At 55.8% G+C, this 12,627-nt stretch carries 12 protein-coding genes; 4 read left to right on the plus strand and 8 right to left on the minus strand.

Translation table 11 applies throughout. The annotated features are described in order from the left end of the window. Nucleotides 1-2 precede the first annotated feature (2 nt). The gene (locus ACIQT8_RS10255) at nucleotides 3-755 is read left to right on the plus strand and encodes a polysaccharide deacetylase family protein (RefSeq protein WP_400964968.1); all 753 of its coding nucleotides are present in this window, start codon (nucleotides 3-5) and stop codon (nucleotides 753-755) included. 13 nt (nucleotides 756-768) lie between these two features. Here ACIQT8_RS10255 and ACIQT8_RS10260 read toward each other — a convergent pair whose 3' ends face one another. Both ACIQT8_RS10260 and ACIQT8_RS10265 read right to left on the minus strand, forming a co-directional pair. Beyond that, nucleotides 769-1,044 carry a hypothetical protein gene (locus ACIQT8_RS10260; protein WP_400964969.1) on the minus strand — a complete coding sequence of 92 codons (276 nt, stop codon included), beginning with the start codon at nucleotides 1,042-1,044 and terminating at the stop codon, nucleotides 769-771. Between the two features lie 232 nt (nucleotides 1,045-1,276). Continuing rightward, on the minus strand, nucleotides 1,277-2,116 hold the full coding sequence (locus ACIQT8_RS10265) for a WecB/TagA/CpsF family glycosyltransferase (protein WP_400964970.1): 840 nt from the start codon (nucleotides 2,114-2,116) through the stop codon (nucleotides 1,277-1,279). A 262-nt stretch (nucleotides 2,117-2,378) separates the two neighbouring features. On the opposite strand from ACIQT8_RS10265, the gene ACIQT8_RS10270 reads away from it, so the two are divergent. Continuing rightward, on the plus strand, nucleotides 2,379-2,597 hold the full coding sequence (locus tag ACIQT8_RS10270; RefSeq protein WP_400964971.1) for a hypothetical protein: 219 nt from the start codon (nucleotides 2,379-2,381) through the stop codon (nucleotides 2,595-2,597). Between the two features lie 6 nt (nucleotides 2,598-2,603). Here the strand turns inward: ACIQT8_RS10270 and ACIQT8_RS10275 are convergent, their stop codons facing one another. Continuing rightward, nucleotides 2,604-3,761: a GNAT family N-acetyltransferase gene (locus ACIQT8_RS10275; RefSeq protein WP_400964972.1), complete on the minus strand. Its 1,158-nt coding sequence runs from the start codon at nucleotides 3,759-3,761 to the stop codon at nucleotides 2,604-2,606. A gap of 427 nt (nucleotides 3,762-4,188) precedes the next feature. Between ACIQT8_RS10275 and ACIQT8_RS10280 the strand changes: the two genes are divergently transcribed. Further along, a complete protein-coding gene (locus ACIQT8_RS10280) occupies nucleotides 4,189-5,559 on the plus strand; it encodes an O-antigen ligase family protein (protein ID WP_400964973.1) in 1,371 nt (456 codons plus the stop codon). 14 nt (nucleotides 5,560-5,573) lie between these two features. On the opposite strand, the gene ACIQT8_RS10285 is transcribed toward ACIQT8_RS10280, so the two are convergent. Beyond that, nucleotides 5,574-6,575 carry an NADP-dependent oxidoreductase gene (locus tag ACIQT8_RS10285; protein WP_262523184.1) on the minus strand — a complete coding sequence of 334 codons (1,002 nt, stop codon included), beginning with the start codon at nucleotides 6,573-6,575 and terminating at the stop codon, nucleotides 5,574-5,576. Nucleotides 6,576-6,580: 5 nt separating this feature from the next. Then, nucleotides 6,581-7,369 carry an SDR family NAD(P)-dependent oxidoreductase gene (locus tag ACIQT8_RS10290; RefSeq protein WP_400964974.1) on the minus strand — a complete coding sequence of 263 codons (789 nt, stop codon included), beginning with the start codon at nucleotides 7,367-7,369 and terminating at the stop codon, nucleotides 6,581-6,583. 110 nt (nucleotides 7,370-7,479) lie between these two features. On the opposite strand from ACIQT8_RS10290, the gene ACIQT8_RS10295 reads away from it, so the two are divergent. Continuing rightward, nucleotides 7,480-8,040 (plus strand): TetR/AcrR family transcriptional regulator, encoded by a 561-nt coding sequence (locus ACIQT8_RS10295; protein WP_400964975.1) that lies wholly within the window; start codon nucleotides 7,480-7,482, stop codon nucleotides 8,038-8,040. A gap of 32 nt (nucleotides 8,041-8,072) precedes the next feature. Here ACIQT8_RS10295 and glf read toward each other — a convergent pair whose 3' ends face one another. The 3 genes from glf to ACIQT8_RS10310 all read right to left on the minus strand — a co-directional run bounded on the left by glf (nucleotide 8,073) and on the right by ACIQT8_RS10310 (nucleotide 12,611). Continuing rightward, nucleotides 8,073-9,230: a UDP-galactopyranose mutase gene (gene glf, locus ACIQT8_RS10300; protein WP_400964976.1), complete on the minus strand. Its 1,158-nt coding sequence runs from the start codon at nucleotides 9,228-9,230 to the stop codon at nucleotides 8,073-8,075. Between the two features lie 142 nt (nucleotides 9,231-9,372). Then, nucleotides 9,373-11,418 (minus strand): glycosyl transferase, encoded by a 2,046-nt coding sequence (locus ACIQT8_RS10305; protein WP_400964977.1) that lies wholly within the window; start codon nucleotides 11,416-11,418, stop codon nucleotides 9,373-9,375. A gap of 227 nt (nucleotides 11,419-11,645) precedes the next feature. Further along, entirely contained in the window at nucleotides 11,646-12,611 is a 966-nt protein-coding gene (locus tag ACIQT8_RS10310; protein ID WP_400964978.1) for a glycosyltransferase family 2 protein, read from the minus strand. Nucleotides 12,612-12,627: the final 16 nt, after the last annotated feature.

Raw genomic sequence — 12,627 nt, forward strand, 5'->3', positions numbered from 1 at the left:
GGATGACGCAGAAAATAGGGACGCTGGCCGACCGGATTAACAACCGGCTCGTGCGATATTTTCCGGGGCCGGCCGTACAGGTCGAGGCAGCCTCACCGATTGTTTCTTTCACTTTTGACGACGTGCCGGAGAGTTCCTGGACAAACGGAGCGCGCATTCTCGAGGAGGAGGGAGCTCGTGGAACGTTTTACATCTCCGGAAATTTCGTCGACGGGTATGATAATGAGCGCAAAATGGTCCCTGCTCAGGGCTGCGCTGATCTCGTCGCCAAGGGGCACGAACTCGCCTGCCATACCTATTCCCATCGAAAACTTTCAAGCTTTTCCCGCTCGGAGCTCGCGGCAGATCTGGAGCGAAACGATAAGGCACTGGCTGCGTTCGACGGAATGAGTGGGCCTCGAAACTTCTCCGTTCCTTTCGGTATGGCGTCGCCGTTAATGCAGCCCTTGTTGCGCAAAAGGTTCAAAACTGCGCGCAGCATCATGCCCGGCATCAATAAGGGCAGGACCGACCTGCACAATCTTGCGGCTGTCGAGTTGAGGCCCGATCAGACCTACCTCGATGCGGCCTATCGCTGGCTTGCCGAGGTGCTGCAAACTGGCGGATGGCTGATCTTTTTCACCCATGACGTTTCATCGACACCAAGCTTTTACGGATGCCCGGAGACAAAGCTTCGCGACCTTGTTCGGTCGGCAGTGTCGGGTGGGGCAAAGGTCATGACTGTTGAAGCGGCTGCAAGCACACTTGGTCTCTGATCTTTTGTCCGTCTTAGGCGCGCGGGGAAATTCGCGGCGCGACGAGCGTCTTTTCAGCGCTGATAGACTTGCTGCTGGCCGAATGTCGCTTTCCTCGTCCGTACATCGACAAGAAGGCGGTTATGATGAAAACCGGCAGAAGCAGAGGCCAGAAGAAACACAGGATGATGCCGCTGATGCGGTAGACATCCCACTCCTTATCTCGACGTGCGCCCTCGATATAGGTCATGGCAAGTGAGGTAACGGTGCCGATGCCATATACAAGAATAGAAATGGCCGTAGTCAACATTGACGTCCCCAATATGCATTTGATTCGAATAAATTTATAATATCTTTTTAGTGTAGACCTGTTGTGGTGAGTTGCAATCGAATTTCCTACAGGTCATTTTTTAGAAGGCGTATTGCTGGAAAGTATGTTGTTTTTTTGCAATGCCGTTGTTGGACTCGACTTGCTCGTTATTTCCAATAGTTAAATATTTCAATAGCTTGTGATTTTTGTTTGACTGTTATGGGCAGCAAGTTCAGTTGCTTTTCTTTGCTTCCTTGGCGTCCGTACGTGTCGTGGACCGGGATTTATTTGGCACCCTCTCGCGATGCTTCAGCATTGCGTAAATCGCGACAGGGTTCGTAAGCAAATAGCGTTTTCCAAGGCGTCTGGGTTCCAGCATGGCTCGATAGAGCCATTCCAGTCCCATGTCCTGCATCCATTGTGGCGCTCTGGAGTTCTTGCCGGCAATGAAGTCGAACAGTCCACCGCAGGTTTTTATGACTGCGATGCCGGCCAGTTTGTTGAGATTGCGTGCGACGAAACGCTGTTCAAGCGGTATGCCAAAGCCGATCCAAAGAATATCGGGCTGCGACGCGACGATGTTTTTGACGACAGCGTCTTCCTCATGTTCCTTGAAATAACCGTTTTGCCGACCAGCAAAGACGAGACGCGGATAAAGCTTCTGCATTTCCGCGACTGCGGTACGGTTTACGTCCTCCGAACCACCGAGAAAATAAAACCGTGCGCCGGTCTCTTCCGCGCGCTTGGCGACGGTGTGGACGAGGTCGGTGGTTGCGATGCGCTCCCTCAGTGCCCTGGCACTGAAATGTCGCGAAAAAATCACCAGCGACATGCCGTCGGCGTGGATCTGGTCCGCCTGGCGCAAGATGCTGTCGAACTGGGCGTCCTGGTGGCAGAGCGCAATGACCTGGCCGTTTGCGGATGTCGAATAGAAGGGTTTCTCGTCAGGCGCACGCGGCGTGGAAGCCCGGCGAATGAAGTCCTCGGCGGTTTCTTCCATGGTTGCGTCGACGATCGGTAGCGTCGCAAGCGGGACCGTAGGCCAAATTATGTTCGGCCTTTCCACATCCATGATGTTTTCCCCTGTCGAATTTTTTCCGGCGTCCAAGGTGGCCATCGTTTCTTTGTTAGGTCATTTGCATGCTACGGCACAAGCTTTCAAACACTACGAATAACTATCATTAATATTTTTATAAACGCCTGTGAGAAAGGTCATATTTCGCCTTTCTAAAATGATAGGCTCGCGGGAAAGCCGTGCAAATTCCCGCATTCTGTGGTTTAGGGCGGTTTGGTTTTATAAAAAATGTTCTGACAGATCGAAACGGAGACGCCTTGTGAGCACGGAAACCATATCCATCGACAACCGAGGAGACTTTGGCCTCTGGGCTATCGAACGCGCCAAGCTGATCGTCGCCAGCGAAGCATCTGACCTCGCAGTCGCGGTGCGCGATATGGACGAAGCCGGTATTCGCGATGCAGGAAACGCTCTCGGTGCAGCGATCGCAGCCGCCTTGCTGGAGGTCTATGACGGGCTTGTTCCAGAGGAAGACTAAGCCAGCTTAGAAGTCCGTAATAAGTCGGCTCCAGCTTTCGGAGGCGAGGCCGCCGACATAGATATCGCCACGAAGCGCGCTATCCTTGAGTGCCTCATCGCGCGTCGTCACGCAGAAATAACCTCGATGTCGGAAGGTCATCTGGTTGTGGCGATAGAGAGCGTTCATCAGGAACGACTGGGACATGCCCGTCACATGGGCATAATTTTCATCATCGAGATGACGGAAAAGCTGGCTTAGCACATCGTTTTCGCGACTTGCCGCTGTGACGATGTTCAGCACATAAGCCGTTCTTCCCGGATGCCCGAAGTACAGAACCGCGCCAATCGCCTTACCATCGCGATCTTCGACCGTGCGGCAGTTCAGTTTTCCCATGCTTTCATTGGTCTTCGCCATCTCGACCAGCCAATGGAATTCCTCGCTCGACCATTCGGGGCGAACGGAAAATCGCTCGATCATCGGCAGCGCATGCAGGCGGAATGTTTCGAAATCGGCGGGTCTGACGGTCAGGCCTTCGACGCCTTTCGGTCGTATCCCGCGCTTCCATCCGCGCAAGAGACGGTCGGCAAATCCAAGTGCGGCAAGAACGGGTCTGGAGCCGGCCAATCTGACCCGGCGACCCAGCCGCAATGCCATGCTCGACAATGGTCTCAATGCTTTGTGCCATTGCAGGCTTTCAACCGGCAGAATGATGCCGCCGATTGCGAGGCAGTGATCGGCACTCACCGGTGAGGATGTGTCAGTGAAGCACAGATCCTGCTGTGACGGTCGCATGCTTCGGGAAAGGCGCGCCGCACCTGCAGCGCCTTTTTCAGCGTCCGAAGCGAAGGCACACAGCAACCGCCCGACAATGCGTTCACGATGGACGACAAAACGCATCGGTAGGGCAAGAACGACGCTGGTTATCTGTTGGTCGCCGATGTCGTAGACGATACTGCCATGAGCAGGGTCATAGATCGGGCTGCCGAAAAAGACGTTCCGGATATAAGAACGAAAATCGAAAGTTGCATTGCGCTGCGTTTTTCCGAAGGCCGAATTGATCAGCTTTTCAACCGCGTCAACATCGTCCTTGTGCATGGGGCGCACGCCGGACGTGCGATGTCCGGCACCAGCTTCGCAGCTTCTGCCTACATCGCTTTTGCTGGTCTGTGTCTGAACGTTCACCGTCAGATTCCCGCACTTGTCGATATCTTAGGCATTACTAAAACAGGAAATATATTTCGGAATGTTAATATCACACATAAAAACGGAGATTTAGGCCGTTGGCAATGAAATTCCGATAGTTGCCGAGCACCCATGTGCTGTCGATCGGCGGTAATTCCTGTGTCGGGTGCTCACCTGTTCGCCAAATTCCGCTAGCAACTTCAAGCTGAAGCGGCAGGTCCCTCAATGATCGCAGCCGATTTAACCATGTTCACGAAAGCTGGCATCTTAGAGGCTCAACATACCGGATCGAACCAAAATAAGACTGCACGATTTCCGTGTATCATATTATAATCCTTGTTAGGGATGTCGGGGCCGTTGCGGAAAGGTATGAGCAACGTCGGTCCGGACGACGGGTGCGCTGAAACGGGAGAGAGAAAAACCTCTTATGGCCGAAGCGAAAGAAGAACATGGTAACGGCTACTGGCGGGACGCGCTCTTCTACCTGACGTTCTTCTACTTCACGGTCGGCTATTCCCCTTACATTTCCCTGTCGTCGACCTATACGGGTTCTGCCATGGCCGCAGGCTCAAGCCTGCTGAACCAGTTTACCGCGATCGTCTTGCTTTTCAGCTTCATTCTCTTCATGGCGAAGGAGCGATCGTTCTCACTGATTTTTGCGCCGCGTTTGTGGATGGTGGCGATTTTCGGCTGGTATGCCTTCACATCGCTTGTTGGCGAGGCTCCTATGTTCTCGTTGCGGCGGCTGGTGATGTGCGCGATCATCTTTGTTCTCGCCGCCGGTTTCCTGCAGTTGCCCCGGACGGAGCGGCACTTTTCCACATTGCTTGCGGTTTGTACGCTCGCCATTTTGTTTCTCTGTTATTTCGGCGTCATTGTTCTGCCATCACGATCCATCCATCAGGCATCGGACGCACTGGAACCGCTGCTTGCAGGAGACTGGCGCGGCGTGTTCCGCCACAAGAATGAAGCCGCGTCGGTCATGTCGATCCTGATTATCGTCGGCGTTTATCTCTGCAAGAAATGGTCATTCGTCGGCGGGCTTGCAGTGTTTCTCCTGTCGCTGGTCTTTTTGGTGAAATCCGGTGGCAAGACTGCGCTCGGGTTGATGCCGATCATCTTTTCCGTCGGCTGGTTCATTCTCCGCTGGCCGAAATGGCGGTACACGGTCGTTGCAGCGTTGCTCGCAGTCTTCGCGACCGTGACTGTAGGGACGACGGTCGATCCTGTATTTTCTGCCATGCTGGCCAAGCTTGGCATGGACCCGACGTTTACGGGCCGCACCGATATATGGACCGTGTCGATCGAATATATCCGTCAAAGCCCGCTGCTGGGCTATGGCTACCAGGCGTTCTGGCGAAGCGACGCGCTGATGAGCAGCTTTACGGAGAACAATACCTGGGCGACATCCGCGCCGGATTCGCACAATGGCTATTTCGACCTGTTGCTGGCGGCAGGTGTGCCCGGTCTGGTGCTGGTGTTGATCTGGATTTTCCTGCTGCCGCTTTATTATCTCGGCAAGATGAGTGAAGCGGTGCGCAAGAGCCCGCTCACACGCTTTTATGTCAGCATATGGCTCTACACGTTGCTCTACGGTTTCCTTGAAACCCTGTTCATGTTGAGTACCGGCTTCGTCTGGTTTTTCATCATCGTTGCAATCGTTGGCCTGCATCTCCAGGCTCATGCCAGCCTTGTTGAGGATGAAGAGGTTGCTATACCCATTCCAGGCAAGGTCAAGGGTATTGGAGCAAAGCCCGCGGCCGCGGCGCGAGCGCGCGTAGCGGCGTTGCCGGATTGATGCCGCTGCCTGTCTCACTTCAGCGTCACAACGACCTTTCCCTTTGCCCGACCCGTTTCAATATAGGCGAAAGCCTCATTCAGCTTTTCGAACGGGAACGTACGATCGATCACCGGATTGATCGTCCCGTTTTCAATCAACCTGCTGATCTCTTCCAGCTGAGTGCCATCTGCGTGCATGAACAGGAAGGCGTATTCGATGCCGGCACGTCTGGCTTTGGCGCGAATGCCGGTGCTGATCAGTCTCATCAACAGGCGAAGCGGTAGGCTCAGCCCTCTGGTTTTGGCAAAGGCCGGATCAGGTGGGCCGGAAATAGAGATGAGCTTGCCGCCTGATCTCAGCACCTTCAGCGATTTCTCAAGTGTCTTTGCGTCAAGGCTGTTGAGTACGACATCATAGCCCGACAGCAGGCTCGAAAAATCTTGTGTGCGATAGTCGATGACGACGTCGGCGCCGAGCTTGCGAAGAAATTCTGCATTGGCCGCGCTGGCTGTGGTGGCGACAGTTGCGCCGAAATATTTGGCGAGCTGAATGGCAATGGTTCCAACGCCACCCGATCCCGCATGGATCAGCACTTTCTGGCCAGCCCTGATCCTTGCTATCTCCACCAGCACCTGCCACGCAGTCAGCGCAACGAGCGGGAGTGACGCAGCCTCCACCATGGACAGGCTTTCTGGTTTCAGCGTCAGATCCTTTGCCTTTACCGAGATACGCTCGGCAAAGGCACCGATCTGGCCGTCGCGCGGGCGGCCGTAAACGGCATCGCCCGGTTTGAAGCCGCGTACATTCGATCCAACGCTGATGACAGTGCCGGCGACATCGTGACCGAGGACGAGAGGTGTCTTGTATGGCAGCATCGGTTTGAATGCCCCGCTGCGGATTTTGGAATCCAAAAGGTTGAGGCCGGCGGCCTCAACCTCGATCAGAACGTCATCCAAACCCGGTGAGGGTTCCGGCATTTCACCGAGACGAAGTGTTTGGCTCTTGCCGTAACGATCGAGGATGAAGGCCTTCATGACGGTCACACAGCAGCCAGGTAGCGATCGGCGGGCCGGGATTGCGCATAACCGGGGATCATTGCCTGCCTCGCGGTTTCGAAAGTGCTCCATTGGGCTGCATCGTGCAGAGGTGGGATCGTTACGGGTTCGCGTCGGTCGAAGCCAACCAGGGCCGCATCCACCAGATCGTTCACTTCCATCACGTTTTGCATCGTGTTGACGTCGACGCCTGCATGGTCCCAGATTTCTGTGCGGGTCGCGGCGGGAAGAACGGCTTGCACATAGACGCCTTGCGGGCCGAGTTGATGGGCGAGTGCCTGTGAAAGATGCAGGACAAACGCCTTTGTCGCGCCGTAGACCGGCATGCCGAATTCAGGCGCCAGGCCGACAACGGAACCGATGTTGACGATTGCACCTTCACCGGACTTGGCAAGGCGCGGCGCGATTGCGTGTGCGAGACGTACCAGTGCCGTTGTATTCAGGGCCACCAGGCGGTCGATATCGTCAGTCGTCTGCTCTACGAAACTGCCGGCGAGGCTTGATCCGGCATTATTGACGAGAATGCCAATGTTGGCGTCGTTGCGGAGCCGATCCTCCACCACAGCTCTCTGCACGGGATTGGCGAGATCCGCTTCGATAATGTCGACCGTGCCGCCGGTTTCGGCTTTCAGGCGATCGGCGAGGTCCGTCATCCGTGCTTTGTTGCGGGCGACGAGCACCAGATTGTGCCCGCGCCTGGCGAAACGTTCAGCGAAGGCAGCACCAATACCGGTCGACGCGCCGGTGACGAGAACGGTGGGAACATGCGTCATGGGATTGCTCTCTTTCCTGATGAGGCTTATATTCATGATGGTCGTCATGAATGAAATTAAATATGATGACCATCATGAAACTGTCAATGGGGCGATTGGAGAATCTTGCGATGAAGGTCAGTCGAGAGCAGATGGTGGAAAACAGGCGTCAGATACTGGATGTCGCCAGCCGCCTGTTTCGCGAAAAGGGATTTGATGCGGTGAGTGTGTCCGAAGTCATGAAGGCGGCGGGCTTTACCCATGGCGGCTTTTACGGCCACTTCAGCTCAAAAGATGATCTCGTCGCGCAGACCATCACCCACGCTCTGGAAGGGCAGAGGAGTGGCGGCGCTGGCCTTCGAAAATTTGTCGATACCTATCTTGCGCCAGCGCACCGTGACAATGCAGCCGAGGGATGCCCGACCGCAGGGCTTGTCGCTGATGTTCGTCATCAAACGCCTGCCGCGCAAAAAGCCATGACGGACGGCCTGCGCGCGCAGATAGAACGGATCAGCAAGGCAATGCCGCACATGGAGGTCGCCGACGCACGCCGTGCCGCCATTGGAAGCTGGGCGGCAATGGTCGGTGCAGTCATCCTTGCGCGTGCCGTCGATGACCCCGATCTGTCAGACGAGATTCTGGGGCAGACACGCGCGTGGATCGACGCGTCGATGGCCGAGCCTGAAGGCTAACGGGACTATCCGCTCGTCGCTAACAGGATATGTCAGATCGGCGAGTGCAGGAACGCTGGCATGGTCGCACCTTCTGACCGCTTGGCAAGGTAGAGACGGGCAGTATCGAGCGCCTCACGGATGGTGACGTCCATGTCGAGATAACGATAGGTTCCGAGACGCCCGACGAAGGTCACCGATTTTTCGTCTTCGGCGCGCGCGACGTATTCGGCAAGCTGTTCCTTATCTTCGACAAGGCGAATGGGATAATAAGGAATGTCCTCAGGGCCGCATTCGCGCGAAAACTCTCTGTAGCACACGGAGCCGGCATGATCTTCCCAAGGAGAAAAGTGTTTGTGCTCGGTAATGCGGGTGAAGGGGACGGAAACGTCGCCGTAGTTCATGACCGCGCAGCCCTGATAATCGCCTTCATAGGTAAAGCGTTCGAAGTCGAGCGTCCGGTAGGCAAGACGGCCGTATTCGAAGTCGAAGTAGCCATCGAGCGGACCCGAATAGAAGACGTGTTTGGAGGCTGAAGTCTCGGAGCGATCAAACTGGGTGCCAAGTCTGACTGTGATGTTCGGATGGTCGAGGATACGCTCGATCATATCCGTGTAGCCGGTTTCCGGCATGCCCTGATATTTGTGGAAGAAGTAGTTGTCGTCATAGTTGAAACGCACGGGCAGACGTTTCAGGATCGAGGCGGGCAGGTCCGTCGGCGAGCAACCCCATTGCTTTTCCGTATAGCCCTTGAAAAAGGCCTCGTAGAGATCGCGACCGACGAAGCGCAGTGCCTGCTCCTCGAATGTCTGTGGATCGGTAATCGACTTGTCGGCTTTTTCCTCGATAAAGCTACGCGCTTCATCGGGCCGGAAATTCTTGCCAAAGAACTGGTTGATTGTGTGCAGATTGACCGGCAGGGAATAGACGTTCTCGTTGCTCGTGGTTTTGACGCGGTTTTTGTAAGGCATGAACGTCTGGAAGCTGTTCACGTAGTCCCAGACTTCCTTGTCGTCGGTGTGAAAGATGTGCGGGCCGTAAACATGCACCATGACGCCGGTCTCGCTGTCACGCTCTGTGTGACAATTTCCGGCAATGTGGTCGCGGACGTCGATGATTTCCACCTGATGGCCTGCCGATGCGAGCTCTCGTCCAATGACGGCGCCTGAAAGCCCGGCGCCCACAATGACAATTCTTTCGTCCGCGCTCATGGTGAATTCGTCCTGTTCATAGACCGCCTGTTTCGCGGCAGTTTTGCATTGCAGAGATGTCGTTGAGCGTGTGTCCCGGCCGATCGAGGATTATCCACGATCAACCGTCATTGGCGCAATCCGGGTCCGTTCGATCTCTGGTTCAGGCGTCCGGCTTTTGCCAGAGGCGGCTGTCGTAGGGGATCGGCGCGTAGTCGTGCCATTGGCTCAACTTTTTCAGATAGCGTTTGCGGTAGCTCTGCTCGTCCTCAAACTCGATGTTCTCGAGGACGGCTTCCGCACCGACTTCATAATAGAGATCGAGATTGCTGAGATCTGGCACGGGTGTTTCGCCGCGTTCACATTCGCCCTGCATTTGCCAGAACAGCTCCTCCAGACGGCGCGCGAGAGCCGGGATATCGCGCAGGACACTGGTCTCTCGTTGCCGCGCGATCGATTCCCGAACGTCCAGCAGGCTCTTGCGGTCGCGTTCGAAGCCGATGGCGCGGGCGACGTAGTCCTCAGGCGAAGAGCAGAGCATTTCGGGCACACCGGCCGCAGTGACGATGCTGCCGCAGAAGCGTGCTGCAAATGTCTTGCCGGGCATCGTCAGAACGGGCAGGCCCGATGTTATCGCATCCGCCGCCGTCGAATGTGCGCCGTAAGGGAAGGTATCGAGAAACAGGTCCGCGACGCCGATACGGGCTATATGCATCGGGTTCGGCACCTTCGGTGCAAATACCAGCCGGTCAGACGCAACGCCGCATTTTTCTGCGATATCTCTGAGGCGCTGATTGACGTCCTCATCGCCTGTCAACAACCACAACAGGCTGCCGGGCGTCTGCGACAGGATCGCCATCCAGCGCGCAAAGCAGTTTTCGGTGATCTTCTGCATGCCGTTGAAGCTTGCATAGACGAATGCATCGTCGGGCAGGCCGACCTCGGCTCGGGTTGGCCGGGCGGCGATCGGCCGCTTGCGGTCGAGTGGCTGGTCACACGCGATGCGCAGGACTTTCTCGGAATAATAAATGTCGTTCTCCGGCGGGATCATGTAGCCATCGGAAATCAGGTACTGATGGAACGGGCTTCCCGTCGATCCGGGATAACCGCAGAAGCTGACGATGACAGGTGCAGGACGATAGGCGAAGATCTTCGTGCGGGCGTCTTTGGTGTAGCCGTTGACGTCAATCAGGATATCGATTTCATCGGAAATGATCTGTGATGCGGCTGCGGCATCATCCATGCCATGAATGTCCCGCCAGCAATGGACGGAAGCCTTGATACGCTCCTGTGTGCTATCGGCGTTGCGCACGTTGCCGCAGTAATAAGCGAAAACCTCTATGCTGTTCTTGTCATGAAGTTCCAGGACCTCGACAAGCGCAAAACCCACGGCATGATCGCGAAGATCCGACGACAGGTAACCGACACGCAGACGCTGACCGGTCCCAGACTTCAGTTTCGGTGATCTGCGCGGAAACTTGCTGATATCTGGCCGGGCACCGATCACCGTTTTGCTGTAGCGATAGGCCTTGGCAAGCTGGAACATCGGATCGTCGGCATAACAGCTTAGCGTCAGCGATGACATCGCGTCGACCATCTTGCGGGCAGGGACATAGTTCGATGGGGCAAGGACCGGCCACTTGCACTGGCGCTGGCGCAACGATGCCCAGTGCTGGCCCGATTCCGGCAATTCCGGCCGCAGTTCGAACGCCTGCAGCAATGCAGCCTCAGCCTCACCATACTTCCCGGCACCTTCGAGGACCCGACCGATGTTCTGCAGGGTCATGTGCCGATGGCCGATCGCTTCGGCATCAAGGTGTTTCGTGGTTTCGGCATATTGCCACCACTGCTCGACGGCCTGACCGATCATGCCTGCGTCTTCAAGCACACGGCCAAGGTTGATATGGCCCGGTGCGAATTGCGGGTTGGCCTTCAGGCAGGCACGAAACGCCTGTACGGCGCCAGCACGGTCGCCAAGCTGGCTGAGTGCAACGGCGTAGTTGAAATAGGCAAGGTGGACTGCAGGATTGTTGTCGTTGAATGCGACCCACGTCTTATAAAGTTCTACCGCGGCGGCCTTCTGACCGGCACTGCTGAGAGCCTCCGTTACGCTCAGCAAATCCATGAGACTGAGCCGCTGGTTGCGCGCGAGATCAACTGCGCTGGGAGCGGCGGCGTCGTTCGAAGTAGAAGCGTGGTTGGCGGTCATGACATCCTGCGGAAGACGACGAAGCGTCAAAAGTAAAAACGGCCTTTTCGTGGGCTATTTTTAGCTATCGCAGGTAACTTGCCTGTGGCTGGATGTATTGCAGGCGTGTTTGCTTGTCGATCAATGCAAACGCATGGTCAGTGCGTGGCGGGAGACGGGAGATTTCCTCTCCCGCCAAAACGGTGATGGCCTGGCATTTCAATGCAGAGATCTGTGCGCGTGCAGAGTTATCGACCGGAATGCTTCATTCGGTAGCTTGCCAGAGCAATCGACGGGTTAATGCGATAAACCCTGTCGAAATCCTCGTCCGTGAAGTACTGGTATGATTTCGCGACATATTCCCGGTAGAGGCCGTGCAGATCCTCTCGAAGCTGCTTGTGTGCCCATTCCAGCAGGCCAGCCTTGAAGACGATGAAAATCGGATAATATTTTGCCTTGAAGAGCGGGTTGTCTTCGAAAAGCCTTTCAGCATCCTTGAGTGCAGAGAACATTTCCAGACGGCGCTCGTCGAAGGTGTTCGTGTGCTGCTCGCGTCCGGGCACGAGGCGATGGATCGAGAGGCTGCGGTTGACCGCCAAAAACCGTCCAGCCTTCATGTAGGCTGCCCAATGCGGCAAGATATCTTCGTTGATCCGGGCCGTCGAAAAACGCCAGTCCGTGCGGCGGATGAATGAGGTCCGCAGTATCTTGTTCCAAGGGTAATTGATCGTCACCAGGAACTGGGCAGCCGAATCGAGATCGATAATTGCGCTCTCGCGCCCTGCAAGAACGCTATCCCAGATGTTCTTGTCGATGGGAGGCATCTCGCCGGGACCGCCGTCGGCCGTTCTCAGCACACTGTATCTGAATGCCGCAACATCGATATTCGTCTCGTCCATCAAGGGCAGAACTGTATCGACTGCTCCCTCGATCAGGAGGTCGTCGGCATCGTGAAACAGGCAATATTCGCTGTCTACGCTCGCCAGTGCCCTGTTGCGGGCAACGCCTGGTCCGGTGTTCGTCTCGCTGCGCATCAGCCGGATATTGGCGTGTCTGGCCGCATATTGCTCGACGATGTCGCAAGTCTGATCTGTGGAGGCATCGTCGACAACGACGATATCCATGTCGGTTTCATTGCGCAGGACGCTCTCGAGTGTCTCGCCGATGAGGTTGGCCATGTTATAGGCCGGAATGATGATGGATATCTTCGCCATGACAGATGCTGAATGT

This window comes from Agrobacterium sp. NPDC090273 (assembly GCF_044772305.1).
Classification (GTDB): Bacteria; Pseudomonadota; Alphaproteobacteria; order Rhizobiales; family Rhizobiaceae; genus Agrobacterium.